This is a genomic window from Enterobacter cloacae complex sp. IR53030 (assembly GCF_049238365.1).
Classification (GTDB): domain Bacteria; phylum Pseudomonadota; class Gammaproteobacteria; order Enterobacterales; family Enterobacteriaceae; genus Enterobacter; species Enterobacter kobei.
Genome location: NZ_JBMKHA010000005.1, coordinates 1 through 25,620, shown reverse-complemented (window position 1 = coordinate 25,620; position 25,620 = coordinate 1). Strand labels below are relative to the sequence as shown.

Annotated in this window: 26 protein-coding genes; 11 read left to right on the top strand and 15 right to left on the bottom strand. The window is 57.5% G+C overall.

All coding sequences use genetic code 11. The features are described from left to right. Positions 1–83: 83 nt before the first annotated feature. From ACOTXR_RS06785 to ACOTXR_RS06765, 5 genes are read left to right on the top strand one after another with little or no spacing between them, the layout of a single operon-like run. The gene (locus ACOTXR_RS06785) at positions 84–860 is read left to right on the top strand and encodes an SDR family NAD(P)-dependent oxidoreductase (protein ID WP_058690379.1); all 777 of its coding nucleotides are present in this window, start codon (positions 84–86) and stop codon (positions 858–860) included. A 45-nt stretch (positions 861–905) separates the two neighbouring features. Beyond that, the gene (locus ACOTXR_RS06780) at positions 906–1,388 is read left to right on the top strand and encodes an OsmC family protein (protein ID WP_014882907.1); all 483 of its coding nucleotides are present in this window, start codon (positions 906–908) and stop codon (positions 1,386–1,388) included. Between the two features lie 37 nt (positions 1,389–1,425). Further along, positions 1,426–1,944, top strand: coding sequence for a carboxymuconolactone decarboxylase family protein (locus tag ACOTXR_RS06775; RefSeq protein WP_058690378.1), 519 nt, complete (start codon positions 1,426–1,428; stop codon positions 1,942–1,944). Between the two features lie 26 nt (positions 1,945–1,970). Next, entirely contained in the window at positions 1,971–2,999 is a 1,029-nt protein-coding gene (locus ACOTXR_RS06770) for an alcohol dehydrogenase catalytic domain-containing protein (RefSeq protein WP_058690377.1), read from the top strand. Between the two features lie 4 nt (positions 3,000–3,003). Continuing rightward, complete coding sequence (locus tag ACOTXR_RS06765; RefSeq protein ID WP_058690376.1) at positions 3,004–4,209, top strand: MFS transporter; 1,206 nt, start codon at positions 3,004–3,006, stop codon at positions 4,207–4,209. Positions 4,210–4,438: 229 nt separating this feature from the next. On the opposite strand, the gene ACOTXR_RS06760 is transcribed toward ACOTXR_RS06765, so the two are convergent. Together ACOTXR_RS06760 and ACOTXR_RS06755 are read right to left on the bottom strand one after the other, a co-directional pair. Continuing rightward, complete coding sequence (locus ACOTXR_RS06760; protein WP_023332323.1) at positions 4,439–4,894, bottom strand: hypothetical protein; 456 nt, start codon at positions 4,892–4,894, stop codon at positions 4,439–4,441. Between the two features lie 291 nt (positions 4,895–5,185). After that, on the bottom strand, positions 5,186–6,067 hold the full coding sequence (locus tag ACOTXR_RS06755; RefSeq protein ID WP_014882916.1) for a LysR family transcriptional regulator: 882 nt from the start codon (positions 6,065–6,067) through the stop codon (positions 5,186–5,188). Positions 6,068–6,172: 105 nt separating this feature from the next. On the opposite strand from ACOTXR_RS06755, the gene budA reads away from it, so the two are divergent. From budA to ACOTXR_RS06735, 4 genes are all read left to right on the top strand, one after another. Further along, positions 6,173–6,952: an acetolactate decarboxylase gene (gene budA / locus ACOTXR_RS06750; protein WP_014882917.1), complete on the top strand. Its 780-nt coding sequence runs from the start codon at positions 6,173–6,175 to the stop codon at positions 6,950–6,952. A 13-nt stretch (positions 6,953–6,965) separates the two neighbouring features. Next, complete coding sequence (gene alsS, locus ACOTXR_RS06745) at positions 6,966–8,645, top strand: acetolactate synthase AlsS (protein WP_222834799.1); 1,680 nt, start codon at positions 6,966–6,968, stop codon at positions 8,643–8,645. Positions 8,646–8,665: 20 nt separating this feature from the next. After that, a complete protein-coding gene (locus ACOTXR_RS06740; RefSeq protein ID WP_014882919.1) occupies positions 8,666–9,436 on the top strand; it encodes a (S)-acetoin forming diacetyl reductase in 771 nt (256 codons plus the stop codon). Positions 9,437–9,567: 131 nt separating this feature from the next. Then, the gene (locus tag ACOTXR_RS06735) at positions 9,568–10,041 is read left to right on the top strand and encodes a cold-shock protein (RefSeq protein WP_014882920.1); all 474 of its coding nucleotides are present in this window, start codon (positions 9,568–9,570) and stop codon (positions 10,039–10,041) included. Positions 10,042–10,149: 108 nt separating this feature from the next. Here ACOTXR_RS06735 and ACOTXR_RS06730 read toward each other — a convergent pair whose 3' ends face one another. The 5 genes from ACOTXR_RS06730 to ACOTXR_RS06710 all read right to left on the bottom strand — a co-directional run bounded on the left by ACOTXR_RS06730 (position 10,150) and on the right by ACOTXR_RS06710 (position 15,182). Continuing rightward, entirely contained in the window at positions 10,150–10,854 is a 705-nt protein-coding gene (locus tag ACOTXR_RS06730) for an ABC transporter ATP-binding protein (protein ID WP_014882921.1), read from the bottom strand. Beyond that, positions 10,841–11,677 (bottom strand): ABC transporter ATP-binding protein, encoded by an 837-nt coding sequence (locus ACOTXR_RS06725; protein ID WP_014882922.1) that lies wholly within the window; start codon positions 11,675–11,677, stop codon positions 10,841–10,843. Before ACOTXR_RS06725 ends, ACOTXR_RS06730 begins: the two co-directional genes overlap by 14 nt. Continuing rightward, on the bottom strand, positions 11,670–12,503 hold the full coding sequence (locus tag ACOTXR_RS06720; RefSeq protein ID WP_058690375.1) for an ABC transporter permease: 834 nt from the start codon (positions 12,501–12,503) through the stop codon (positions 11,670–11,672). Before ACOTXR_RS06720 ends, ACOTXR_RS06725 begins: the two co-directional genes overlap by 8 nt. Continuing rightward, entirely contained in the window at positions 12,503–13,516 is a 1,014-nt protein-coding gene (locus ACOTXR_RS06715) for an ABC transporter permease (protein WP_058690374.1), read from the bottom strand. The genes ACOTXR_RS06720 and ACOTXR_RS06715 overlap by 1 nt, the downstream gene beginning before the upstream one ends. A gap of 97 nt (positions 13,517–13,613) precedes the next feature. After that, positions 13,614–15,182: an ABC transporter substrate-binding protein gene (locus ACOTXR_RS06710; protein WP_014882925.1), complete on the bottom strand. Its 1,569-nt coding sequence runs from the start codon at positions 15,180–15,182 to the stop codon at positions 13,614–13,616. A 201-nt stretch (positions 15,183–15,383) separates the two neighbouring features. Here ACOTXR_RS06710 and ACOTXR_RS06705 point away from each other — a divergent pair, with 201 nt between their 5' ends. Continuing rightward, the gene (locus tag ACOTXR_RS06705; RefSeq protein ID WP_032637241.1) at positions 15,384–16,082 is read left to right on the top strand and encodes a GNAT family N-acetyltransferase; all 699 of its coding nucleotides are present in this window, start codon (positions 15,384–15,386) and stop codon (positions 16,080–16,082) included. 33 nt (positions 16,083–16,115) lie between these two features. Here the strand turns inward: ACOTXR_RS06705 and ACOTXR_RS06700 are convergent, their stop codons facing one another. The 8 genes from ACOTXR_RS06700 to betI all read right to left on the bottom strand — a co-directional run bounded on the left by ACOTXR_RS06700 (position 16,116) and on the right by betI (position 23,132). Continuing rightward, positions 16,116–16,340 (bottom strand): hypothetical protein, encoded by a 225-nt coding sequence (locus ACOTXR_RS06700; RefSeq protein ID WP_200923840.1) that lies wholly within the window; start codon positions 16,338–16,340, stop codon positions 16,116–16,118. A 69-nt stretch (positions 16,341–16,409) separates the two neighbouring features. Next, positions 16,410–17,150, bottom strand: coding sequence for an SDR family oxidoreductase (locus ACOTXR_RS06695; protein ID WP_058690373.1), 741 nt, complete (start codon positions 17,148–17,150; stop codon positions 16,410–16,412). Positions 17,151–17,424: 274 nt separating this feature from the next. Then, entirely contained in the window at positions 17,425–18,072 is a 648-nt protein-coding gene (locus ACOTXR_RS06690; RefSeq protein ID WP_058690372.1) for an anti-sigma factor, read from the bottom strand. Next, positions 18,069–18,623 carry an RNA polymerase sigma factor gene (locus ACOTXR_RS06685; protein WP_023332333.1) on the bottom strand — a complete coding sequence of 185 codons (555 nt, stop codon included), beginning with the start codon at positions 18,621–18,623 and terminating at the stop codon, positions 18,069–18,071. The genes ACOTXR_RS06690 and ACOTXR_RS06685 overlap by 4 nt, the downstream gene beginning before the upstream one ends. A 43-nt stretch (positions 18,624–18,666) precedes the next feature. Continuing rightward, complete coding sequence (locus ACOTXR_RS06680) at positions 18,667–19,230, bottom strand: fasciclin domain-containing protein (protein WP_014882930.1); 564 nt, start codon at positions 19,228–19,230, stop codon at positions 18,667–18,669. Between the two features lie 150 nt (positions 19,231–19,380). Next, on the bottom strand, positions 19,381–21,045 hold the full coding sequence (gene betA, locus ACOTXR_RS06675) for a choline dehydrogenase (RefSeq protein WP_421767006.1): 1,665 nt from the start codon (positions 21,043–21,045) through the stop codon (positions 19,381–19,383). 13 nt (positions 21,046–21,058) lie between these two features. Then, entirely contained in the window at positions 21,059–22,531 is a 1,473-nt protein-coding gene (gene betB, locus ACOTXR_RS06670) for a betaine-aldehyde dehydrogenase (RefSeq protein ID WP_421767005.1), read from the bottom strand. Positions 22,532–22,544: 13 nt separating this feature from the next. Beyond that, the gene (betI, locus tag ACOTXR_RS06665; protein WP_058690370.1) at positions 22,545–23,132 is read right to left on the bottom strand and encodes a transcriptional regulator BetI; all 588 of its coding nucleotides are present in this window, start codon (positions 23,130–23,132) and stop codon (positions 22,545–22,547) included. A 128-nt stretch (positions 23,133–23,260) separates the two neighbouring features. On the opposite strand from betI, the gene betT reads away from it, so the two are divergent. After that, positions 23,261–25,294, top strand: a complete 2,034-nt coding sequence (betT, locus tag ACOTXR_RS06660; RefSeq protein WP_045281641.1) for a choline BCCT transporter BetT — start codon at positions 23,261–23,263, stop codon at positions 25,292–25,294. The last annotated feature ends 326 nt before the right edge of the window (positions 25,295–25,620 follow it).

Below are 25,620 nucleotides of genomic sequence, written 5' to 3'. Positions count from 1 at the left end.
GGCCCGGGTGGCATTCTGATTTCACACGATGAGGAGCGCAGCTTTTCATCAATGACAACCATATGAATTTAAAGAGGTTAGCGATGAACGCATCTTTTGCCGGTAAAAAACTGTTAGTGGTCGGTGGTACAAGCGGTATGGGCTTCGAAACGGCGAAGCTGGTTCTGAAAAATGGCGGCAGCGTTGTGCTGGTTGGCAATCGCCAGGACAAAGCCGAGCAGGCCCGCCAGGCGCTGGCTGCAGATGGTCAGGTTTCCATCATCGTTGCCGACCTGATGAAAGAAGAAGGTATGCAGCACGTGGTGAATACCATTAATGCCGAACACAAGGATATCAGCCTGCTGGTCAATGCTGCTGGCGTATTTTTCCCGAAACCGTTCACCGAACATGAAGCGTCAGACTATGACATGTACATGAACATTAACCGCGCGACGTTCTTTATTACCCGTGACGTGGTGCGCAATATGGTCGAGGCCGGCATTAAAGGCTCCATCGTTAATATCGGATCCATGTGGGCACAGCAGGCCATCGGTGCCACTCCGTCTTCAGCGTACTCAATGGCAAAAGCGGGTCTGCACGCGCTGACCAAAAACCTGGCCATTGAGCTGGGTGAAAAAGGGATCCGCGTGAATGCAGTTTCTCCGGCCGTTGTTCACACGCCGATTTACGAAGGCTTCATTCCGAAAGACGACGTGAAGGACGTAATGAGCAGCTTTGACAGCTTCCACCCGATCGGCCGCGTGGGTACCCCGGTCGATATCGCGGAAACTGTTGCTTTCCTGCTTTCTGACAAGACTGGCTGGGTCACCGGCGCTATCTGGGATATCGATGGCGGCGTGATGGCTGGCCGTAACGCCTGATGACCATGCCGCACGCGCTTACCCGCGTGCGGCACTGGAGTAATTATGCAAATCCAGACCGCGCATTATGACCTTGTCACCTCGTGGCAGGGGGGCATGGCCAGCCGGACGCTCTGCCAGTCCTTTTCCGCAGACAACGCTCCGTCTGCCCTGCAAAGTCATGTTATCGATTCCGATGAACCGGTTTCGCTGGGTGGAGAAGGGCTGGCTCCTGACCCCCAGGAGCTGATGCTCGCTGCGTTTAACGCCTGCATAATGGCCGCCTTTATTCTCGAAGCCAGGGCTGAAGGTCTCGCCCTTACGCATCTTGAAATTCACACTGACGGGCACCTTCCGAAGGGTATACCTGCCTCCGGTGACAGACCTGCAGAGGATGCCTCCGGCAGGCTTGTGTATGTCATCCACGTAAGCGGTAGCGGCACGGTGCATCAGTTTGAAGGGGTCCATCAGCGGGTGATTGACTCCTCCCTGAACCGGTGGTTACTGGCCCAGAATATGCTGATCGAAGGTGACTTAATACTGAGCTGACGCGGCTGGATTGTTTTGTTCAACAGGAAAAAATGATATGACCACACCAAGAGTAACCCCCTGGCAGGATGAAGAGCCCGTTGACGCCAATCTTCTCAACGCGATAAAGGCCCGTCGGCCCGGCGGAAAACTGATAGCTATTGACCGGGTATTACTGAAGAGTGCCCCCATGGCCACGGGCTGGAACGAACTGATGGTACGGGTACGTCAGGAATTTTCGTTCAGCCTTGAATATCGGGAACTGATCATGCTGCGTGTTGCCTGGCTGAATAAAGCAGAATTTGAATGGAACGTGCACTACCCTGCCTATCTGGATGCAGGCGGAACGGCTGAAAAAGCAGAAGCCCTGCGGTTATCCTCCGCGCCACACATCTTTAATGACACCGAAACGTTGCTGATACATCTTGCGGACCAGTCCACACGGAACGTCGTGGTTGAGGAGAACATCATCGGGGCGCTGAAAAGCCTGTTAGGTGAAAAAGAGACCGTGGAAGCGGTTGCCACTGTCGCCGCCTATAACATGGTATCCCGTTTTCTCGTCGCCCTTGCCATCTGATATCCCTAATTTTTCCGGTGCAATATATGAATAAAAAATATCACGCTATGCAGATCGTTGCCCCCGGGGTGCTGGAAATGACAGAGCGGCCGGTACCCGCTCCAGGCCCGGATGAGGTGCTCATCAGAATTGAAGCATGCGGCGTATGCGGTGCCGATCTCCGGGACGCGGAAAAAGCGCCGCAGGCGGGCCAGCCCGGCCGTATACCGGGACATGAAATTGTCGGATTTATTGCCCGGAAGGGGAACAGGGTACCCGATATCTGGCAAACCGGTCAGCGGGTTGGCATCGGGCGTCTGGGGGGATACTGTCAGCACTGCAAACCCTGTCGCAGCGGGCTTTTTCACCTCTGTGAAAACCAGCTTACGCCAGGACTCAGCTGCGATGGCGGCTACGCAGAGTACGTTGTCATGCGGCATACCGCGCTGATAGCCATCCCCTCCGCGCTCTCTTCCGTACATGCAGCGCCGATCCTTTGCGCCGGTACCGCAACCTTCAACGCACTGCGTAATTCTGGCGCCAGAGCGGGTGACAGAGTGGCGGTTCTCGGAATGGGTGGCCTTGGCCACATGGCCGTTCAGTACGCCCGTAAAATGGGCTTTGAGGTGACCGTAATTGCGCGGGGTAATGAAAAAGAACGAGCGGCCATTGAGCTGGGTGCGCATCACTACATCGATACACTTAAGGAAAGCGCATCAGAACGTCTGAAAAATGACGGCGGTGTGGATTTTATTGTGGCAACGGCACCGGCTTCAGAAACGGTATCAGCCCTTCTGTCCGCGCTGGCTCCACGGGGAAAAGGGATCCTGCTGGGTACCGGACAAACGCCGGTGCAGGTCGCGCCGGGTATGATGATCGGCGCTGAACGCACCCTGACAGGATCCTTCGTCAGCACACCGGCGCAAACCGAGCGCGCACTACAGTTCAGCCACCTCTTTCAGGCTTTGCCTGTTACAGAGCGACTGCCATTTGAAAGGGCAAATGAGGCGCTCAGCAGACTGAAACAGGGTCTGGCGCGATACCGGATAGTGCTCACCATGAATCAGGATAATTAATCACATGTCCGCAGAACATTTCCTGCCCGTAGCAGATCAGAAAAACAATATCATCCGCCTGTCGGCCGCACAGGCTCTCGCCGGTGCTAACTCCGTCGTCTTTTATGCGACAGGCGCGATTGTTGGTAACGCACTGGCTCCCAGCAGTTCGCTGGCCACTCTTCCCATCACCATGTTTGTTCTGGGGATGGCGGCCTGTATCTTGCCGTTAGGTTCACTGGCGCGGACAAATGGTCGTAAGGCCGCCTTTATGGTCGGCACCGGGGCAGGCGTCATTACCGGACTGACGGCTGCTCTGGCCGTCTTCATCGGCTCATTCCTGCTGTTCTGCATTGCTGCATTTATGGGCGGTGCCTATGCGGCGGTCGCGCTAAGCTTTCGTTTTGCCGCAACGGATGGCGTTACGCCCGAACGCCGGGCCCGGGCCCTGTCGCTGGTTATGGGGGGAGGAGTGATAGCTGGCGTGGTTGGTCCTATGCTGGTTTCCGGAACGATGCACCTCTGGCCGCCTCATACCTTTGCCGTCACGTTCATCGCCCAGGCGCTCGTGGCCGTTATATCAGCGTTCATTCTTAAAGGCGTGAAAACGATAGATTCCGTCAGCACGGTTGGAACAGGTGGACGACCTCTGAGCGTAATAGTCCGACAGCCGGGGTTTGCCAGAACCGTATTCAGCGGTGCGGTAACCTATATGGTGATGAACTTCCTGATGACGGCAGCACCACTCTCGATGCACATGCACGGCATTTCTCAGCAGGCGTCAAATCTCGGTATCCAGTGGCATGTTATTGCCATGTACGGTCCCGGTTTTTTCACCGGTAAATTAATTAACCGCTTTGGGGCTATGCGTATCGCCGCTGCGGGTCTGCTTATCACGGCATGCTCTGTGCTGGCCGGACTCGGTGGAACCGATATTTTCCACTACTGGCTGTCGTTAATATTGCTGGGTCTGGGCTGGAACTTTGGCTTCACCGGCGCATCGGCGAAGATCATTGAATATCACCGACCCGAAGAGAAAACCCAGGTCCAGTCCCTGAACGATTTTGTGGTGTTTGGGGTGATGATTGTTGGGTCATTTTCTTCAGGGGCCCTGCTCAGTCTCTACGGCTGGAACGCCGTCCTGTGGGGATCCCTTGTTCCCGTTGGGCTTGCATTTTTAGGTATTATTAACGGGTTGCGGACAAAAAAGCAGGATAAATTAAGCTTCTGAAGCAGTTATATTTGCGGCCTGGAAGCGGTTTATATTGATGTGAAAGGTATCCAAAGCCCAAAATCAACGAGCATGATTTTGGGTATATTTCTCGATGTTCACTAGCCCCATAATCTAATCAACGTCCGTTTCTCGCTCTTAACAGACATTCAACATACACCGTTGTATTTTGCATAAGGCCGAAATCCTGCTTCTTACCCAGCAGAACCCCGACCTCCCTTCACCCGCCTCAGTGCGCCGTAATATAAGGCTCCTTCACAAACTCCGCCAGCAGCCAGACCATATCATGCAGTAGCCCTGTGAGTTCTTTCGCCACGTTCGCAGGCAACGTCCCACCCATAACCGCCAGCGTTAACGCCACGGCATAGTCCACCTGTAGCGTCGTCTCCTGCCAGCAGTCCGGCACGCAGGAGTTAATCTTTTCTCCCGCAATCAACTGTTCAACGAGATACGTTGGAAGTTCAGCTTCACAGCATTCCCGTAGTTGCTTAAGCGCAGCCAGCAATCGCTTACAGAGCGTGGCAAACGTTACCGAGTCGTCAGTTTCAACAAGCACGCTCACATAGGCGGCACAAGCATCTGCCAGTGCGAAAAGATCCACAGAATCGGGAATTGGGTTATTGATGAGATGATGAACAACACTTTCTTCAGAAAGCGCATAAGAAAATCCAGGGGTAGTCGCCATTTAGCATCCTCTATGTGCAAAAAAACGTCATGTTATGCTAACGGGTTCCTACGCCCGGTTACGGATGTGCCGCAACGCAGGCACTTTACGACCGTGAAGAATGGATGAAAAGCGATGCCCCTGAATTACATAAGGTTGCTTGCAGGTTTGCGAGGCGGCTTCCAGAAGGGTATTGCCGGGTGGCGGCTACGCCTTACCCGGCCTACAAAACCAAAATACCAAAAAACCCCCACCGCGACACGAACCGTAGGCCCGTGCAAGCGCAGCGCCGCCGGGCACAGCCGCACCGAGCTACCCCTCACTCATCATCGTCAAAAACCGCTTCACCGTCCGCGAACGCTCAAACCGACGCCAGCAGAGCGCGATATCGGTATAAAGTTCCGGTGAGTTCAACGCATGATAGGTGACATTCGGCGGAGAAATGGCCGCCATCGATTTCGGCACCAGCGCGAATCCGCCGCCCGCGGAAACCATGCTCAGCGAAGATGAAAGCTGTGACGCCTGCAGCGCGTGCTGCACGTCGATTCCGGCCCGCTCGCAGTAGCTGTAAACCCTGTCATACAATCCCGGCGCGACCTCCTGCGGGAACAGCACCACCGGTGTATCCCGCAGCTGCTCTAAGGCCAGCGAATCGCTCTCCGCCAGCGGATGGTCGCGATGCAGCGCCACCACCATCGGCTCGCGGTCGAGAATTTTGATTTCAAACATCTTGCTGCTTTCGCACGGCAGGCGCACGAAGGCGATATCCAGTTCACCGTCCGCCAGCATCGTCGTCAGCGACGACATATTCGCTTCTACCTGATGAACCTGCACCGCCATGTTCTGCACCTGAAACTGACGGATTAGCGCGAAAATCTGAGGATGAAAAGCGTCGGAGCTGGTGATGCCTATCGACAGGCTGCCGTTCAGTCCGCGCGCGATGCCGCGCGCTTTCTCCAGCGCGGCGTCGCTCAGCGCCAGGATCTTACAGGCGTCCTCATAGAAGGCTTCTCCCGCCTCGGTCAGCTCTACGCCTCGCGTCAGACGCCTGAACAGCGGGGTGCCCACTTCCTCTTCGAGCCGTTTGATCTGCTGACTCAGAGGTGGCTGTGAAATGCCCAGCGCTTTGGCTGCTTTGGTGAAGTGTCGCTCGCGTGCAACCGCGACAAAATACCGCAGATAACGAAGTTCCATATCTAAAACGTCTCAAACCAGCATGGTTTCTATATTGGAACTCTCTGCTGAATCGGGTCAACATTTATTTAACCTTTCTAAATAAAGTTGAAGAGGACGAGCATGATGATGCATTCATCTGCCTGCGACTGTGAGGCCAGCTTGTGCGAGACCCTGCGTGGGTTCTCCGCCCAGCATCCTGACAGCGTGATCTATCAAACATCGCTAATGAGCGCCCTGCTAAGCGGCGTATACGAAGGTGAGACCACCATCGCCGATCTGCTGGCACACGGTGATTTTGGCCTGGGTACGTTCAACGAACTGGATGGCGAAATGATTGCCTTCAGCAGCCAGGTATACCAGCTGCGTGCCGACGGCAGCGCCCGGGCCGCGAAGCCGGAGCAGAAAACGCCGTTCGCGGTGATGACCTGGTTTCAGCCGCAGTACCGTAAAACCTTTGATACGCCGGTCAGCCGTCAGCAGATCCACGATGTGATCGACCAGCAAATCCCGTCCGATAACCTGTTCTGTGCGTTGCGTATCGACGGTAATTTCCGCCACGCCCACACCCGCACCGTACCGCGCCAGACGCCGCCGTACCGGGCGATGACCGACGTGCTGGATGACCAGCCGGTGTTCCGCTTCAACCAGCGCGAGGGCGTGCTGGTCGGGTTCCGCACCCCGCAGCATATGCAGGGCATTAACGTGGCCGGTTATCACGAGCATTTTATTACTGACGACCGTCAGGGCGGGGGACACCTGCTCGACTATCAGCTTGAGAGCGGTGTGCTCACCTTCGGCGAAATTCACAAGCTCATGATTGACCTGCCCGCCGACAGCGCATTTTTACAGGCCAACCTTCACCCCAGCAATCTGGATGCAGCGATCCGTTCCGTCGAAAACTAACAGGAGAACTACCGTGAACAGTGAGAAACAGTCACGTCAGTGGGCGCATGGCGCCGATATGGTTGTCGGCCAGCTGGAAGCGCAGGGCGTGAAGCAGGTGTTCGGGATCCCGGGGGCGAAAATCGACAAAGTGTTTGACTCCCTGCTGGACTCCTCCATCGAGATCATTCCCGTGCGTCACGAAGCGAATGCGGCGTTTATGGCGGCAGCGGTAGGGCGGTTGACCGGTAAAGCCGGGGTGGCGCTGGTGACCTCCGGTCCCGGCTGTTCCAATCTGATCACCGGCATTGCCACCGCCAACAGCGAGGGCGACCCGGTGGTCGCCCTGGGCGGGGCGGTCAAACGCGCGGATAAAGCGAAGCTCGTGCACCAGAGCATGGACACCGTCGCCATGTTCAGCCCGGTGACCAAATATGCCGTCGAAGTCAGCTCGCCGGACGCGATTGCCGAGGTGGTATCGAACGCGTTTCGCGCTGCCGAGCACGGCAGGCCGGGGGGCGCGTTCGTCAGCCTGCCGCAGGATATCGTCGACCAGCCTGCGACGGGGGCGATTTTACCCGCCAGCGGTGCGGCGCTGATGGGGCCGGCACCGGAGTCTGTGATTAACGACGTGGCGAAGCTTATCGAAAACGCTAAAAACCCGGTCATTTTACTTGGCCTGATGGCCAGCCAGCCCGCGAACAGCGATGCCCTGCGTAAGCTGCTGGAGAAAAGCCGTATCCCTGTCACCAGCACCTATCAGGCCGCCGGGGCGGTGAACCAGGAGAACTTTACCCGCTTTGCCGGACGCGTCGGCCTGTTCAATAACCAGGCGGGCGACCGACTACTGCATCTGGCGGATCTGATTATCTGCATCGGCTACAGCCCGGTGGAGTACGAGCCGTCTATGTGGAACAGCGGCGACGCCACACTGGTGCACATTGACGTGCTGCCTGCCTATGAAGAGCGTAACTACGTGCCGGATCTTGAGCTGGTGGGGGATATCGCCGGAACGCTGAACCTGCTTGCCAGCCGGATCGAGCATAAGCTGGAGCTGAGCCAGCGCGCCTCTGAAATCCTGGTCGATCGTCAGCATCAGCGGGATCTGCTCGATCGTCGCGGCGCCTCGCTCAACCAGTTTGCCCTGCACCCGCTGCGCATCGTGCGCGCCATGCAGGACATCGTCAATAACGACGTGACCCTGACCGTGGATATGGGCAGCTTCCACATCTGGATCGCCCGCTACCTCTACAGCTTCCGCGCGCGTCAGGTGATGATCTCCAACGGCCAGCAAACCATGGGCGTTGCCCTGCCGTGGGCGATTGGTGCCTGGCTGGTGAACCCGGGCCGCAAGGTGGTATCGGTCTCCGGTGACGGCGGTTTCCTGCAGTCGAGCATGGAGCTGGAAACCGCGGTGCGCCTGAACGCCAACGTGCTGCACATCATCTGGGTGGATAACGCCTACAACATGGTGGCGATCCAGGAAGAGAAAAAATACCAGCGCCTTTCCGGCGTCGAGTTCGGCCCGGTCGATTTCAAAGTCTATGCCGATGCCTTCGGCGCGAAAGGCTTTGCCGTGGAGAGTGCTGAAGCGCTCGAACCGACGCTGCGCGCGGCGATGGATGTCGATGGCCCGGCCGTGGTGGCCATTCCCGTCGACTACAGCGATAACCCGCTGCTGATTGGCCAGCTCCATCTCAGTCAGATTTTGTGACTCAATATAAGGACAGAGAAATGCAAAAAGTTGCTCTCGTAACCGGCTCAGGCCAGGGGATTGGTAAAGCGATTGCGCTGCGCCTGGTGAAGGATGGCTTTGCCGTTGCCATTGCCGACTATAACGATGAGACGGCAAGAGCCGTCGCCGATGAAATCATCCGCAACGGCGGCAAGGCCGTCGCCGTGAAGGTGGATGTCTCTGACCGCGAGCAGGTGTTTGCGGCGGTGGAAAAAGCGCGCACCGCGCTGGGCGGATTTAACGTCATCGTTAATAACGCCGGGATTGCGCCGTCCACGCCTATCGAATCCATCACGCCAGAGATTGTCGACAAGGTCTACAACATCAACGTGAAAGGGGTGATCTGGGGTATTCAGGCTGCCATCGACGCGTTTCGCAAAGAGGGGCACGGCGGGAAGATCATCAACGCCTGCTCCCAGGCAGGCCACACCGGCAACCCGGAACTGGCCGTGTACAGCTCCAGCAAGTTCGCGGTTCGCGGCTTAACCCAGACCGCAGCGCGAGACCTTGCTCCGCTGGGCATCACCGTTAACGCCTATTGCCCGGGCATCGTCAAAACGCCGATGTGGGCGGAAATCGACCGTCAGGTCTCCGAGGCGGCGGGCAAACCGCTTGGCTACGGGACGGAAACTTTTGCCAAACGCATCACGCTGGGTCGTTTGTCCGAGCCGGAAGATGTCGCCGCCTGCGTTTCATACCTCGCCGGGCCGGATTCTGATTACATGACCGGGCAATCCTTATTGATTGATGGTGGGATGGTGTTCAACTAAATACTAATAAGCTCTGACATGAGTTTTCCCCTGCCCCCGTGCAGGGGCTTTTTTTTGTCTCCTTAGCCATTGTGCATTACACTGCGCGCTGCAAAACTTTAGTCATTACGATCTGACAGGCGGTAACAGCGATGAACGGAACAATCACAACGTGGTTTAAAGATAAAGGCTTTGGATTTATCAAAGATGAAAACGGCGATAACCGCTATTTTCATGTGATTAAGGTCGCCAACCCTGATCTGATTAAGAAAGATGCGGCGGTGACGTTCGAACCGACGACGAATAATAAAGGCCTTTCCGCCTATGCGGTGAAGGTGATCCCCGAGAGTAAACACCTTTATATTGCGGGCGAGCGCGTGAAGCTCACCTCGATCAAATCCTTCGTGGTGTTCAGCGAAGAAGAGCCGGTTGAAACCAAAATCGACAAAGAAAACGCGGTGCTGTCGGTGGGTCTGCTGATGAACAGCATTAAACCAAAATCCGAGGTAAAATCGGGTGAAATGCGCACCGTGAAGAAGCTGGCGATCACGACCTTCCAGAACACGACGCTGATCTTTACCGAAGATGAAATTGACATTGACGCTACGGTCAAGCTGCTGAAGTGATTTGTTGCCGGGTGGCGGCGATGCCTTACCCGGCCTACGAAAAACCCTCAACGCGGCACGAAACGTAGGCCCGGTAAGCATCGCGCCACCGGGCACAGCCGCACCCGTTTACCCCATCCTGTGCTCGCCCCGTAACATCGCCTCCCGATCAAACACCTTCTGGATCTCCCCGTGTGCCATAAATGCCGCCCGGTCGGACATATGGGCAATCACGTCCGCATCGTGGCTCACCAGCAGATAGGTCATGTCGTGGGCGGCTTTCAGGCGGTTGAGCAGGTTCAGAATTTCCGCCTGCACGGACATATCCAGTGCCGAGGTCGGTTCATCCAGCAGCAGAAGCTGCGGGCGCAACAGCAGCGCACGGGCAATCGCCACGCGCTGACGCTGGCCGCCGGAAAGCTGGTGCGGATAACGTTTCCCCGCATCGGCAGACAGGCCCACCTGTTTAAGCGCATCCGCCACCTTTTCCGCAATCTGCGTTTCGCCATGGATGTTCAACGGCTCCGACAGCGTGCGTGCAATGGTGTGGTTCGGGTGCAAAGACGCCCACGGATCCTGAAACACCATCTGCACGTTGCGACGCAGCGTGCCTTGAAAACGTCGCCCGGGCGTTAACGTCTCTCCCAGTAGCGTAATGTTCCCGCGCCACTCGCGCTGCAGCCCCGCCAGCACGCGCAGAAGGGTCGATTTCCCGCAGCCGGATTCCCCGATCAGGCTGAAGGTTTCGCCTTTCGCGATGGTAAAGCTGGCGGCAGAGACCGCCGTCTTTTCCCCGAAGGTGACCTGAACCTGGTTAACCTCAACGAGCGCCATCGTTCGCCTCCTTCCACGGCTGCGAACGGTCGAGCGTCGGCAGCATCTGCCCAAAGGTATTGGCATTTGGCCTGCAGGTCCACAGGGTGCGCGTATACGGATGCGTTGCCTGAGGGAGTTGGCTTGCCGCCATCTCATCTACCTTTTCGCCCTGATACATCACCAGCACGCGGTCGCAGTGTTCCGCCACCAGCGGCAGGTCATGGCTGATTAACAGCATCGCCATCTGGCGCGCTTCACACTGCTGCACCAGCAGTTCGAGGATCTGGTTGCGCAGGCGAGCGTCCAGCGCTGAGGTCGGTTCGTCGGCAATCAGCACCTGCGGGTTGTTGATGAGCGCAATCGCAATCATCACCCGCTGGCCCATGCCGCCGGAAAGTTCGCCGGGATAACGCTGAAGCACATGTTCGCTCAGTCCGACAGCGCGAATGATGTCGTGAATGCGCGCCACGCGTTCTGAACGGGGCAGGCGCTGATGCAGCGTGAGCGCCTCGTCAAGCTGGGCGGCAACGCTTTTCACCGGATTGAGCGCGTAGCGCGGGTCCTGCAAAACCATCGCAATCCCGTTGCCGCGCAGCGCTTGCCAGCGGCGGGCGTTCAGGGTCAGCAGATCGTTGCCCAGCACGTTAAGTTGCCGGGCGCTCACCATGCCGGGCTTACGTACCAGCCCCATCAGGGCGCGGGCAGACATCGATTTACCCGAGCCGGATTCACCCACCAGCGCCAGACGCTCGTTGCCAAGCGTAAAGCTCAGGTTGTTGACCACGCGTGCGGCGGGGTAGTCGATATTCAGCGCATCGACGATAACGCGGTGTTCAGTCATGTTGCGGCTCCAGTACGTCACGCAGGCCATCGCCTAGCAGGTTAAAGGCCAGGCTGGCAAACAGAATGGCTCCGCCGGGAATGGCGGCGATCCACCACTGGTCGAAAATCACCTGCATGCCGTCAGCAATCATTGCCCCCCATTCAGCCATTGGCGGACGGGCGCCAAGGCCGAGGAAACCGAGCCCGGCGGCGGCCAGAATAATGCCGGCCAGATCCAGCGCCAGACGCACAATCGCAGACGGCAGACACAGCGGCAGAATATGGCCGACCAGCAGGCGCGGGCCGCGAATTCCCATCATCTCGGCAGCGGCCAGATAATCACTGTGGCGCAGACGCTGAATTTCGCTTCGCGCCTGACGTGCATAAGCAGGCCAGGTGGTTAAGGCCAGCGCCAGCGCGCCGTTGACCAGCCCCGGACCCAGCATCGCCACAAACGCGAATGCAAGGATGAGGCGCGGCATCGACATCACCACGTCGGTAAAGCGCATCAGGAGGCGCTCCATCCAGCCGCCGTAGTAGCCGGACAGGATCCCCACCAGCAGCCCGGTGGGCAGGGTAATGACCGTCACTAAGGCCACCAGCCCGAGCGCCGGACGGGTACCGTAAATCAGGCGCGAGAGCAGGTCGCGCCCGTAGCTGTCGGTGCCGAGCCAGTGCTGGCTATTCGGTGCCTGCAGGCGCGAGGCGGCGTCCTGCCAGTTCGGGTCAACCGGTGCAAGCCAGGGGGCGAACAGGGCGATCACCATCAGCAGCACGATGGCAATCAACCCGCAAAAGGCGGCAGGCGAACGGTGCAGGCGACGTATAAAGAGATAAAACGGCATCAGCGCACCCTGGGATCGGTTGCCTGCACAAGCAGGTCGGTAAGGTTATTGATCAGCACAAAACAGATGCCAATCAGCAGCGTGCCGCCCATGACGGCGGTAGTGTCTCCGGCGAACAGGGCGGTGGTGAGGTAGCGTCCGATGCCTGGCCAGGAGAAGACGGTTTCCGTTAATACCGCACCTTCCAGCATGCTGGTGTAGGCCAGCGCAATCACCGTCAGCAGGGTGCTGCGAATGTTCGGCAGCACGTGGCGCAGCAGAATAGTCATCTCCCCGGCCCCTTTGGCGCGAGCGAGCAGGATGTACTCTTTGTTCATTTCGCTCAGACAGGCGGAGCGCGTCAGGCGGGTAATGCTTGCGAGCGAGTAATAAGCCAGCAGCAGCACCGGCAGCACAAGGTGGCTGAGGGCGTTGCGAAACGCCTCGCGATCGCCAGAAAGCCAGGTATCCACCAGCGCAAAGCCGGTGCGTGGTTCTACGGTGAACTGCCAGATGTCATTCAGCCTGCCGGGACCCGCGCTCCACTGCAGCTTCGCGTAGAACAGGGCCAGCATCAGCAGGCCAAGCCAGAAAATCGGCACCGAGTTGCCGAGCAGGGTGAGCGTTCTGAGCGTTAAATCAAGCGGCGAACCGGCATAGCGGGCGCACAGCACTCCGGCAATCACGCCGAGCACGGCGCCGATGATTAAGGCCAGCGTAGCCAGTTCGAGCGTGGCGGGAAAAGCGTGCAGCAAGTCCTGCAACACCGGCTGGCCGGTGGCGCTGGCAGTGCCCAGATCACCGTGGGCAAGGTCTTGCAGGTAGTACCAGAACTGCACGGGCAGGGGGCGATCTAACCCGAGCTGGTGGCGAACCTGATCGTAGGTGGACTGGCTGGCGTGATCGCCGACGATCTGCAGCACGCGATCGACCGGTGAAAATGCCGAGAGCGCAAACGTGACGAGCAGCAGCCCGAAAAGCGTGAGCAGCAGAGTCAGCAGAGCCTGAAGCACGCGGGTGGAAAGATGTGGCATGGGAAATCTCTTCATGCCGGGTGGCGGCTTCGCCTTACCCGGCCTACAAAACCGAGAACACAGGCCGGGTAAGCGCAGCGCCACCCGGCAACAAAGGCTACTTCGTGACGCGATCGTACCAGACCATGTCCGCGTTCAAGCCCTGCTGATATCCCTTCACGTTATCGCGCACCACGATCTGGGTTTTGCCCTGATCGACGAACACATACGGCGAGCTATGTTGCAGCTGTTCCTGCATTTTCTTGTACAGATCCAGACGTTTCGCCGGATCCGGCTCGGCAACCGCCGCCAGCGTGGCTTTGTTAAGCTCGGGAATTTTCCAGCTGTTCAGACCGGCTACGGTACTGGATTTGCCATCGTTCCACGCAAAGGCGCTGGCGTTAGAGTGCGCATCAAAGTAGTCCGGGATCCACAGACGAATCGCCGCCTGATGCTGCTTTGCGCGCACGCGGGCATAGACCTGGCTCCCGGCAGCGGGCAGCAGATCGACCTTCACGCCCCCCTGAGCAAAGCTCGCCTGCATGGACTGGGCGATGGTGATAAACGGCGGCTTGTTCTCCACGTCCAGCGTGAAGTGCGCGTCTTTAATGCCCGCTTTGGCGAGAATTTCTTTCGCCTTAGCCGGGTCAAACGTGAATGGATTCGCTTCCAGCGCGCCCGGCAGACCGACCGGCAGGAAGCTCTGATGCACAAAATACTGGCCTTTCAGCAGGTTTTTGGTAATGCCTTCATAATCAACCAGCCAGCGTGAAGCCTCCCAGAACGCCGGGTTGTTGAGCAGCGGGTTAGCGCTGTTGCCGGTGTTAAACACCAGATAATTTTGCTCGGCGGACGGAATGCTCAGCACCTTCACGCCCGGCTTGCCCTCCAGGGCGCTAATCTGGTCTGCACCCAGATCGCGCGCCACGTCGGCATCACCCTGCTGGATCAGCAGGCGACGGGAAGCCGGATCGGGAACGTTTTTAATGATGATGCTTTTAAGCTTCGGCGCGCCGCCGGGAGCCGATTCATTGGCTTCCAGCACGATAGCCTGATGCGGCTGATAAACGCGCATTTTGAACGCGCCGCTGCCTGCCGAGTGCATTTTCAGCCAGGCGTTGCCGAAGTCGTTGTCCTTCACGTTCGCCACCACCTGCTTTTCATCGACGATGGAGGCAATCGGCGTGGAGAGAATATTCAGCGCCACCGACGGGCTAACGTCCGCCGTCCAGTGAAGCTGGAGGGTATGGTCATCCACTTTTTTCAGCTGGCTGGCGATGTTGCTCGCGTCCCAGCCCAGCACGTTGAGGATAAACGCCGGGGATTTGTTCAGCGTCACGGCGCGGGTATACGAGAAGATCACGTCTTCCGGGCGCAGTGGGTTTCCGGAAGCGAATTTCGCATCGGGCTTAAGCTTGATGGTCAAGGTTTTTGCTGCCGCGTCGGCTTCCCAGCTTTCCGCCAGAATCGGCGTGATTTTTTCCGGGTTATCGCGGTCCGGTTGCACCAGACGCTGATACAGGCTCGGTACGGTCTGGATGCTGGAGAGCTCGTTGGCTTCGGCCGGGTCTAGGCTTACGATGTCATCAAGCCCCTGGGCAACCACCAGCGTATTCGGCGGAGTAGCGGCGTGGACTGCGTTTGAGAGCGCGGCCAGCACCAGTAACGGCAACAGTTTTTTTGTCATAGCGATCCCTGAAATAACTCTATTGTGATTGTTTTATGCTCCGCTACGTTAGGTCGACTAAGACATTCCGCAAAGTCGAAATTCAGCTTTGCTTATGCCTTCCGGGAATAACGCATACGCTAAGGCTATTAGAATGCGCTGCTTTTCGTCCGCTTTTTAACCTGCTATAACAAACTCCTTACCTTTCAGGGAGTCACCGCCGTGCCCGAAATCAATCAACATGGTCAAACCGTTAACGATATTGTTCCAGACTGGAAATGCGCCCAGATCTTAACCCGCACCCCACTTACCGGTCAGTATTGCCGACTGGAGCCGCTGGATACCGATCGCCATTCGGCTGATTTATACGAAGCCTACGCGCTGGGTGATGACAGTGACTGGACGTGGCTTGCCAGCACTCAGCCGGAAAGCGTTGAGGCCACTGCGCACTGGGTGCTGGGAAAGGTGATGGATGACGATCTGGTGCCCTTTGCCGTAATCGATTTACGCACTGAACAGGCGGTAGGGCTGGTGAGTTACATGGCGATTGAGCGGTTTCTCGGCTCGGTGGAAATCGGGCATGTCACCTGGTCGCGCAAAATGAAGGGCACGCGTTTGGGTACCGAGGCGGTGTGGCTGCTGCTGAAAAATGCCTTTGAGCATAAGTACCGTCGACTGGAATGGAAATGCGATTCAATGAACATTGCCTCGCGCAATGCGGCGGAGCGGCTGGGTTTTGTCTGGGAAGGTCGCCTGCGTCAGAAACTTGTGCGCAAAGGGCGTAACCGCGACAGCGATATGCTCTCCATTATTGATGGCGAATGGCCGCAAAGAAACGCGGAGCTGTGCGCATGGCTGGCTTCGGAGAATTTTGACGCAGAAGGGCGGCAGATTCAGCGGCTTGAGGCATTTAGGTTATAAGTCTTGTATGTAGGGTACAGCTGGAATGGATAATTACTCTGAGGAAATGGCAATTTCAATCAGGTTGTTTTCTCCGGACTGGACACCCATGGCGTGACCAGGACCGCTGGCGGTATGCAAATTGATAAAGCCCGTTTTGCCGAGGCTTTGGCATAGCCGTCGGCAATGGCAACCACGCTGCTCTTCTGGAGTGCCAAATATATTTTCTACGTCTTCTCTTTCCAGAAGTTCAAGGAAAATATCGGCACCCGTCCGCATATTTCAATCTGATATAGACGTTAATGATTTAATCATGATGACACCTCATTTAGCGTTATTTAAGGCATGCTAAAATTCTTCCTGCGTCGGACGAACCACAATTTCATTAATATCAACGTCGCCAGGCTGTTCAATGGCAAATAAAACGGCTCGGGCAATGGCGTCAGCCGGAATAGCCTGCTTATAGAATTCGTGCAAAAACGCCAGGCTGTCTTTATCAGAACTGCCGAACTGCAGTTCGCTTTCGACGGCGCCGGGGGAAATAAGCGTCGTGCGGATGGTTTTCCCCGCCTCCTGACGTAACCCTTCGCTCAGGGCGCGAACGGCAAATTTAGTGGCACTGTAAACGACGCCACCGGGGGCAAGCACTTTGATACCCGCGACGGAAGCCACGTTAATAAAGTGTCCGCTGCCCTGACGCTGGAACACCGGTAACGCCGCGGCGATGCCGTACAGTACGCCCTTCAGGTTAGTATCAATCATCTTGTCCCACTCATCGGTTTTGCGCTCGCTGATGGGGGCTATCGCCATGTAACCGGCGTTATTGATCAATACGTCCACGCGCTGGTAGGCCGTCATAGCGGCGTCGATCGCGGCCTGAACCTCTTCCTGACGGGTGACATCGGCCTTCACGGCAATCGCCTTGCCGCCCTGCTGGATAATCTGATCCACCAGGGCATTAATTCTGTCGAGGCGGCGCGCCACCAGCACCAGCGAAAAGGCCTTGTTCGCTAAATACAGGGCAATGGCCTGACCGATGCCGCTGCTGGCGCCGGTGATAACGACAACGTTGTTTGCACTGTTATTCATGATCTTATCTCGCTGTTGAGTAATGCAAAAAATAAAAGGCAGGGAGGTGTTAATGAATAATGACAAATTCATTAACGCGGATTTTTGATATATTGTGTATCGGAAATAAAATGATGGCTGTTTAAAACTTAATGGAGTGTGGAAGATTCTGTCAATATCATATTTTTAATATTTAAACGGATTGCATGCCTAATGTTTATTTCTTATATGTAAGCGAGAATAGTATAAAAAGAAATGGGGTGACGCTGGAGGCCCTGCGAACAAGGCCTAAGGATTAGATTTTGCCACTATAAAGCACCGGGCCTGTCGGCAGGCCAGTGGGTGAGCCGCCTTCTGGTTCAAGGCTTATCGCTATCGTGGCGCCAGGAGGAAGCGTTATGTTCCTGAGGGTCATCTTCGTCGGTATGTTGCTATGCAGCAATCCCAGCGAGACAGGGTTCTGTCCGGTCGGGATCAGCCACAACTGCAGGCTGCGCTGCGCCGGGACGGCGGCAGGTCCGAGAGGAGCAATACTCAGCTGCTGACGGCGGCTGTCCGCACTCACTACCCACTGCCCGCGCTGTTGGGCATCGTTGAGCACAATCAGCGGTGCGAGCGCTGGCGTGCGGGTGGAGTACCACGTCACGACGCTAAAGGCGGCAAGGCCGGCGGCCACCATCCAGCCGAGGTAAGGTCGCCAGTTGCGCACCGGCCGGTTGGGCGGCAGTTCGAGGGCAATTTTTTTCCACACCGACTCAGGAGGCGTGATGGGGACGAGGTGGCTATCGAGCGTGCTGAACATCTCCTGCCAGTACGCTACGCGCGCAGCCAGCGCTGGTTCCGCGGCAAGCCTTTTCTGGAACTGAAGCCGCGCGCCTCCCCGCAGGGTGCCGAGGGCATATTCTGCTGCCAGCATGTCGTCGCGTTTTTCTGCGTCATTCATAGCCCCACACACTCCCGAAGATGATCCATTGCGCGACGTATCCAGCTTTTCACTGAGCCTACGGGCTGCTGGAGCCAGTCGGCAATATCGCTGTGAGACATCCCCTGATAGTAGGCGAGCGTAATGCTCTGGCGCTGCTCGCTACTCAAATGTTCGAGACAATGCCTGAGCCGTTCTGCCTGCACATCGTCGTGCCAGTTGTTCTGCTCGTCATTCTCGCTCGGCAGAAGCGCGTCGGTATACGGCGTCTCGCGGTCGGCTGCCCGGGTTTGCCCGCAACGCAGCCAGTCAATACAGCGGTTGCGAACAATATGCGTAAGCCAGGTCATCGGGGAACTGAGGGCGGCGTTATAGGTTTCGGCTTTACTCCAGACCGTGAGAAAACAGTCGTGAAGGATCTCTTCTGCCCATGCCCGGTCACGCAACATGCGCAGCGCGACGGCAAACAGATGCGGCGAGGTGAGTCGGTAGAGTTGTTCAAATGCACGGCGATCGCCTTTCGCGACCGCCTGCATTAATTTCTGCTGCTGTTCAGCCAGCGCGTTATCCATGTTTTTCCCGAAAGGCAACGGCACACTTCCGAAGTATAGACAACTACTTAGGCATCAGAACGGTATCAATGACATCGATAACGCCATTTTTTTGATGAACGTCGTAGGTGCTGATGTTTGCCACATTGCCCTGACCATCCTTAAGCTGAATATTGTGCAGGCCGTTGCTCATGATCCACAGCGGCTGACCGTTAACGGTTTTCAGCTCCGCGCGACCACCACCCTGTTTAATTTTCTGCTCCAGCGCTTTCATATCGTAATTACCGGCAACCACGTGATAGGTCAGGATGCTGGTTAGCAGTGCTTTGTTTTCGGGTTTGACCAGGTTATCGACCGTGCCAGCGGGCAATTTTGCAAACGCCGCATTGGTCGGCGCAAATACGGTGAACGGTCCTTTGCTCTGCAGCGTATCCACCAGTCCGGCAGCTTTGACAGCGGCCACCAGAGTCGTGTGATCTTTCGAGTTCACGGCGTTTTCAACAATATTTTTGCTCGGGAACATTGCCGCTCCGCCCACCATCACGGTGTCAGACGTCATGGCTGCTGATGCGCCTGCACAGAAGAGTAAAGCGCTGGTTACGAATGCAACACGGGTTAGCTTTTTCATCATCATTCCTCGGATTGGGGAGCAAAGGGGTTGCTCACATACCCATATACGAAGGCAGGGTGGAAACTGGATGCAGGGAAATGAAAATAAATTTAGGAGACGTTTATACCCTCTCCCCACAGGGGAGAGGGTAAGGGTGAGGGGGCACCCTCAGCGGCGAACCGGCGCCCCGTTCGCGACATAATACGCGGCCGTGCTCTTCGCCAGCGGTTCGCGCCCGCGAATGGCGTCTGCAATCTTCTCGCCAATCATGATGGTGGTGGCGTTCAGGTTACCGGTGATGATCTGCGGCATGATCGACGCATCCACCACGCGCAGCCCTTCCAGCCCGTGAACGCGGCCTTCGCCGTCGACAACCGCCATCTCGTCATAGCCCATCTTACAGGTACCGCACGGGTGGAAGGCGGTTTCGGCGTGGTTGCGCACGAACTCGTCCAGCTGTTCGTCGGTCTGGCACTCGACGCCCGGGCTGATCTCGCGACCGCGGTACTTGTCCAGCGCAGGCTGGTGCATGATCTCGCGGGTGATACGGATCGCGTCGCGGAACTCCTGCCAGTCCTGCTCGTGGGACATATAGTTGAACAGGATCGCCGGATGCTGATGCGGATCGCGCGACTTGATGCGCACGTGGCCGCGGCTCGGCGAGCGCATGGAGCCGACGTGGCACTGGAAGCCGTGCTCTTTTACCGCATTCGAACCGTTGTAGTTAATCGCCACCGGCAGGAAGTGGTACTGAATGTTCGGCCACGCGAACTCCTCGCGGCTGCGGATAAACCCGCCCGCTTCGAAGTGGTTGCTCGCCCCCACGCCGGTGCCGCCAAACAGCCATTCAGCGCCAATCTTCGGCTGGTTCCACCACTGCAGGGCAGGGTAGAGGGAGACCGGCTCTTTGCATTCGTACTGGAGGTACATCTCCAGGTGATCCTGCAGGTTTTCGCCCACGCCGGGCAGGTCGTGCACCAGCGGGATATCGAACTGCTTCAGCAGCTCCGCGCTGCCCACGCCGGAACGCTGGAGGATCTGCGGGGAGGCAATGGCGCCTGCGCTCAGCAGCACCTCTTTGTTCGCCGTCGCTTTCGACGGAATCGTGCTTTCGCCTTCCAGCCACTCGACGCCCACCGCGCGCTTGCCTTCAAAGAGGATGCGGTCGGTCATGGCGTGGGTACGGATGGTCAGGTTCGGGCGTTGCTTTGCCTGGTCCAGATAGCCGCGCGCGGTGCTGGCGCGTCGGCCCTTCGGCGTGACCGTGCGGTCCATCGGGCCGAAGCCTTCCTGCTGATAGCCGTTGAGATCGTCCGTGCGCGGGTAGCCCGCCTGCACGCCCGCTTCCACCATCGCCTCAAACAGCGGGTTCACGCCCGGTTTGGAGGTGGTAACGCTCACCGGACCGTCGCCGCCGTGGTAGTCGTTCGGGCCCACGTCGCGCGTCTCTGCCTTGCGGTAGTACGGCAGGCAGTTGAGATAGCTCCAGTGCTCCAGACCCGGCTCTTTCGCCCAGTGGTCGAGATCCATCGCGTTACCGCGGATGTAGCACATGCCGTTGATCAGCGACGAACCGCCCAGCCCTTTACCGCGCCCGCACTCCATGCGGCGGTTGTTCATAAACGGCTCTGGCTCGGTTTCATACGCCCAGTTGTAGCGCTTGCCCTGCAGCGGGAACGCCAGCGCGGCAGGCATCTGGGTGCGGGAGTCAAAGCGGTAATCCGGTCCGCCCGCCTCAAGCAGCAGCACGGTGGTATTCGGATCTTCAGTCAGTCGTGTTGCCAGTACGTTGCCGGCAGAGCCGGCGCCGATAATGATGTAGTCAAATTGCAAATAAACCTCCCGGTTAAAATATGGACTGGAATTTACCCATCTCAACCTGGATGGACTTCACCTGGGTATAGCTCTGGAGCGTCATCACCCCGTTCTCGCGGCCAATGCCGGAGTGTTTATAGCCGCCGACCGGCATCTCCGCAGCGGATTCACCCCAGGTGTTGATCCAGCAGATGCCCGCTTCGAGCTGATGAATCGCGCCGTGGGCGCGGTTCAGATCGGCGGTGACGATGCCCGCCGCCAGGCCGTAGTCGGTGTCGTTGGCGCGACGAATGGCTTCTTCGTCAGTGTGATAGGTGAGAATGGACATCACCGGCCCGAAGATCTCCTCGCGCACGATGGTCATCTCGTCGGTGCAGTCGGTGAACACGGTCGGGGCCACCCACGCGCCGTTATCAAACCCTTCGCCCTTCAGCACGTCGCCGCCGCACAGCACGCGCGCGCCTTCTTCTTTACCTTTGGCGATGTAACGCAGCACGCTGTCGCGGTGCGGGAAGCTGACCATCGGGCCAAAGTTGGTTTTCACATCGAACAGATCGCCCGCGCGGATGCGGCCCACGCGCTCAACGATTTTCTGCTCAAACGCGGCCTTAAATTTCGCGGGCACGAACACGCGGGTGCCGTTGGTGCAGACCTGACCGGAGCTGAAGAAGTTGGCCATCATGGCGATGTCTGCCGCCAGATCCAGATCCGCATCGTCGAAAACAATCAGCGGCGATTTGCCGCCCAGCTCCATCGTCACCTCTTTCAGGGACGAGGCCGCCGAGTTGGCCATCACCTTTTTGCCGCTGGCAACGCCGCCGGTAAAGGAGACCTTCGCGATGCCCGGATGCTCGGTCAGGTACTGGCCGGTCTCCGCGCCTACGCCTGGCAGGACGTTAAACACGCCGTCCGGCAGACCCGCTTCGGTATAGATTTCGGCAAGCTTGAGGGCGGTGAGCGGCGTCACTTCGCTCGGCTTGAAGATCATCGCGTTGCCCGCCGCCAGCGCTGGGGCCGATTTCCACAGGGCGATCTGGATCGGGTAGTTCCACGCGCCGATGCCCGCCACCACGCCCAGTGGCTCGCGGCGGGTGTAGACGAATGAGGTGTCGCGCAGCGGGATCTGGCTGCCTTCCAGCGCCGGGATCAGCCCTGCGTAATACTCCAGCACGTCCGCGCCGGTGACGATGTCCACTGTCGAGGTTTCGGAATACGCTTTACCGGTATCGAGGGTTTCCAGCTTCGCCAGCGCGTCGTTACACTCGCGCAGGATATCCACGGCGCGACGCAGGATGCGTGAGCGCTCCATGGCGGTCATCGCCGCCCAGATTTTTTGCCCGCGTGTTGCGCTTTCCACGGCGCGGTCGACGTCTTCACGCCCGGCGGCCTGAACGCTCGCCAGGACTTCACCGTTGGCCGGGTTGATGGTCTCGAAGGTGCGACCGCTGGTGGCGGGTGTATAACCACCATTGATATAAAGCTGCTGTTCTGCCATTCGGGACATACTTTCTCCTCGGTTATTCGGTCGGTAAATGCTGGCTGATAAAGTGGCTGGTGAGCGACTGGGCCAGCGTTTTATCCAGCGGTTTGCCGCTCAGTGCGGCACGCAGCCAAAGCCCGTCGATCAGTGCCGCCAGCCCGTAGCCCGCTTCCTGCGCCTGCTCGCGCGTCAGTTCGCGGCGGAACTCGTACACCAGGTTCGACAGCAGGCGGCGGCTGCTGACCTGCTGCAGACGGTAGAGCATCGGCTGGTGCATGCTGCTCGCCCAGAAGGCCAGCCAGGCTTTCATTGCCGCGCTGCTGATCTGGGTTTCATCAAAATTGCCGCCGACAATCGCCTGTAATCGCTGCTCCGCGCTGCCGTCCGGCAGGGCGTGCAAGCGGCTTAATACCGCATCGCGCAACTGCCCGGTGATGTCGCGCATGGTCGCTTCCAGCAGACCGTTTTTGTCTTTGAAATAGTGACTGATGATCCCCGTGGAAACGCCCGCCCGACGGGCGATCTGTGCGATGGTTGCGTCGTGCATTCCCACTTCATTTATTGCTTCCAGCGTGGCGTTAATAAGCTGCCTGCGCCGGATCGGCTGCATCCCCACTTTGGGCATTGTTGCCACTCCATTCATCAGCGTTGGTAATACATTAAAGCGGTTTTTGATTGGACGTTCAATATAAAATGTGTCTTAATTGTTGCTGATTTGGATTTTAATAGTTACAAAAACAGTGGGGATACTGGATGACAGACCTTTCACAAGACAGAGAAAAAGACAAAATCAACCCGGTCGTTTTTTATACTTCCGCCGGGCTGATTTTGTTGTTTTCCCTGACGACGATCTTCTTTCGTGATTTTTCCGCCGAGTGGATTGGGCGCACCCTGAACTGGGTGTCGAAGACCTTTGGCTGGTACTATCTGCTGGCGGCGACGCTCTATATTGTCTTCGTGGTCTGCATCGCCTGCTCGCGCTTCGGTTCGGTGAAGCTTGGGCCAGAGCAGTCCAAGCCCGAGTTCAGTTTGCTGAGCTGGGCCGCAATGTTGTTTGCTGCGGGTATCGGCATCGACCTGATGTTCTTCTCCGTGGCTGAACCGGTCACGCAGTATATGCAGCCGCCGGAAGGGGCAGGGCAGACGATGGAGGCCGCGCGCCAGGCGATGGTCTGGACGCTGTTCCACTACGGCCTGACGGGCTGGTCGATGTACGCCCTGATGGGGATGGCGCTCGGATACTTTAGCTACCGTTATAATTTGCCCCTCACTATCCGCTCTGCGCTGTACCCGATTTTTGGCAAAAAAATTAACGGGCCGATTGGTCACACCGTTGATATCGCAGCGGTGATTGGCACCATCTTCGGCATCGCGACCACGCTCGGTATCGGCGTGGTGCAGCTCAACTACGGGCTAAGCGTGCTGTTTGATATTCCGGATTCAATGGCGGCGAAAGCGGCGCTGATTGCGCTCTCCGTGATTATCGCCACCATCTCGGTGACCTCCGGCGTGGACAAGGGCATCCGCGTGCTCTCCGAACTGAACGTCGCGCTGGCGCTGGGCCTGATCCTGTTTGTGCTGTTTATGGGGGACACCTCGTTCCTGCTCAACGCGCTGGTGCTGAACGTGGGCGACTACGTGAACCGCTTTATGGGGATGACGCTCAATAGCTTCGCCTTCGACCGTCCGGTGGAGTGGATGAATAACTGGACGCTGTTCTTCTGGGCGTGGTGGGTTGCGTGGTCGCCGTTTGTCGGCCTGTTCCTGGCGCGAATTTCGCGCGGGCGCACCATTCGCCAGTTCGTGATGGGCACGCTGATTATCCCGTTCACCTTTACCCTGCTGTGGCTGTCGATTTTCGGCAACAGCGCGCTGCACGAGATCATCCACGGCAATGCGGGTTTTGCTCAGGAAGCGATGGCGCACCCGGAGCGCGGCTTCTACAGCCTGCTGGCGCAGTACCCGGCGTTCACCTTTAGCGCCTCCGTGGCGACCATCACCGGGCTGCTGTTCTACGTCACCTCAGCGGACTCCGGCGCGCTGGTGCTGGGCAACTTCACCTCGAAGCTGAAGGACATCAACAGCGACGCGCCGAACTGGCTGCGCATCTTCTGGTCGGTCGCCATCGGTCTTCTGACGCTCGGTATGCTGATGACCAACGGTATTTCGGCGCTGCAGAACACGACGGTGATCATGGGCCTGCCGTTTAGCTTCGTCATCTTCTTCGTGATGGCTGGGCTGTATAAATCGCTCAAAGTGGAAGACTACCGCCGCGTCAGCGCCAGCCGTGATACCGCGCCGCGTCCGATGGGCGCGCAGGACAGGCTGAGCTGGAAAAAGCGCTTGTCGCGCCTGATGAACTACCCGGGCACGCGCTACACCAAACAGATGATGGAGACGGTCTGCTTCCCGGCGATGGAGGAAGTCGCACAGGAGTTGCGCCTGCGGGGTGCCTACGTGGAGCTGAAAAATCTGCCGCCGGATGAAGGCGAAAATCTGGGGCACCTGGATCTGCTGGTGCACATGGGCGACGAGCAAAACTTCGTCTACCAGATCTGGCCGCAGCAGTATTCCGTGCCCGGGTTTACCTACCGGGCGCGCAGCGGGAAGTCGACCTATTACCGGCTGGAGACCTTCCTGCTGGAAGGTAGCCAGGGGAACGACCTGATGGACTACAGCAAGGAGCAGGTGATTACGGACATTCTGGACCAGTACGAACGCCACCTGAACTTTATCCATCTGCACAGGGAAGCGCCGGGGAATAGCGTGATGTTCCCGGATACCTGATTTCCTTCAAACGTCTTCCGATGATCTACGGGCAAGGTTGTTAGCAAACCTTGCCCTTTTTTTTGCCTGCATGAAGCCGCGACCATTATTGTTAATTTGCGACGAGAAAATTGATCTGGGAACGGTTAATAACTCAAGTTATTGATTTTATTTATTTAACTGCGAGTTTTGGAACTGCCTGGACTGTTTTTAATGTAAAGAATGTTCAGTGTTTGTCAGTTTTCACTTGGGAAAATCGTAAAAGATGTCACGAAAAATCCTAGGGAAGGTGCGAATAAGCAGGTCATTTCTTCCCAAGCTGACTCGCTGATTAAAATTTCGCGGAT

Excerpts from the sequence above, each read along its gene's own strand:
- ACOTXR_RS06785 (WP_058690379.1), top strand. The coding sequence starts at position 84 with ATGAACGCATCTTTTGCCGGTAAAAAACTGTTAGTGGTCGGTGGTACA.
- ACOTXR_RS06780 (WP_014882907.1), top strand. The coding sequence starts at position 906 with ATGCAAATCCAGACCGCGCATTATGACCTTGTCACCTCGTGGCAGGGG.
- ACOTXR_RS06775 (WP_058690378.1), top strand. The coding sequence starts at position 1,426 with ATGACCACACCAAGAGTAACCCCCTGGCAGGATGAAGAGCCCGTTGAC.
- ACOTXR_RS06770 (WP_058690377.1), top strand. The coding sequence starts at position 1,971 with ATGAATAAAAAATATCACGCTATGCAGATCGTTGCCCCCGGGGTGCTG.
- ACOTXR_RS06765 (WP_058690376.1), top strand. The coding sequence starts at position 3,004 with ATGTCCGCAGAACATTTCCTGCCCGTAGCAGATCAGAAAAACAATATC.
- ACOTXR_RS06760 (WP_023332323.1), bottom strand. The coding sequence starts at position 4,894 with ATGGCGACTACCCCTGGATTTTCTTATGCGCTTTCTGAAGAAAGTGTT.
- ACOTXR_RS06755 (WP_014882916.1), bottom strand. The coding sequence starts at position 6,067 with ATGGAACTTCGTTATCTGCGGTATTTTGTCGCGGTTGCACGCGAGCGA.
- budA (WP_014882917.1), top strand. The coding sequence starts at position 6,173 with ATGATGCATTCATCTGCCTGCGACTGTGAGGCCAGCTTGTGCGAGACC.
- ACOTXR_RS06740 (WP_014882919.1), top strand. The coding sequence starts at position 8,666 with ATGCAAAAAGTTGCTCTCGTAACCGGCTCAGGCCAGGGGATTGGTAAA.
- ACOTXR_RS06735 (WP_014882920.1), top strand. The coding sequence starts at position 9,568 with ATGAACGGAACAATCACAACGTGGTTTAAAGATAAAGGCTTTGGATTT.
- ACOTXR_RS06730 (WP_014882921.1), bottom strand. The coding sequence starts at position 10,854 with ATGGCGCTCGTTGAGGTTAACCAGGTTCAGGTCACCTTCGGGGAAAAG.
- ACOTXR_RS06725 (WP_014882922.1), bottom strand. The coding sequence starts at position 11,677 with ATGACTGAACACCGCGTTATCGTCGATGCGCTGAATATCGACTACCCC.
- ACOTXR_RS06720 (WP_058690375.1), bottom strand. The coding sequence starts at position 12,503 with ATGCCGTTTTATCTCTTTATACGTCGCCTGCACCGTTCGCCTGCCGCC.
- ACOTXR_RS06715 (WP_058690374.1), bottom strand. The coding sequence starts at position 13,516 with ATGCCACATCTTTCCACCCGCGTGCTTCAGGCTCTGCTGACTCTGCTG.
- ACOTXR_RS06710 (WP_014882925.1), bottom strand. The coding sequence starts at position 15,182 with ATGACAAAAAAACTGTTGCCGTTACTGGTGCTGGCCGCGCTCTCAAAC.
- ACOTXR_RS06700 (WP_200923840.1), bottom strand. The coding sequence starts at position 16,340 with ATGCGGACGGGTGCCGATATTTTCCTTGAACTTCTGGAAAGAGAAGAC.
- ACOTXR_RS06695 (WP_058690373.1), bottom strand. The coding sequence starts at position 17,150 with ATGAATAACAGTGCAAACAACGTTGTCGTTATCACCGGCGCCAGCAGC.
- ACOTXR_RS06690 (WP_058690372.1), bottom strand. The coding sequence starts at position 18,072 with ATGAATGACGCAGAAAAACGCGACGACATGCTGGCAGCAGAATATGCC.
- ACOTXR_RS06685 (WP_023332333.1), bottom strand. The coding sequence starts at position 18,623 with ATGGATAACGCGCTGGCTGAACAGCAGCAGAAATTAATGCAGGCGGTC.
- ACOTXR_RS06680 (WP_014882930.1), bottom strand. The coding sequence starts at position 19,230 with ATGAAAAAGCTAACCCGTGTTGCATTCGTAACCAGCGCTTTACTCTTC.
- betB (WP_421767005.1), bottom strand. The coding sequence starts at position 22,531 with ATGTCCCGAATGGCAGAACAGCAGCTTTATATCAATGGTGGTTATACA.
- betI (WP_058690370.1), bottom strand. The coding sequence starts at position 23,132 with ATGCCCAAAGTGGGGATGCAGCCGATCCGGCGCAGGCAGCTTATTAAC.
- betT (WP_045281641.1), top strand. The coding sequence starts at position 23,261 with ATGACAGACCTTTCACAAGACAGAGAAAAAGACAAAATCAACCCGGTC.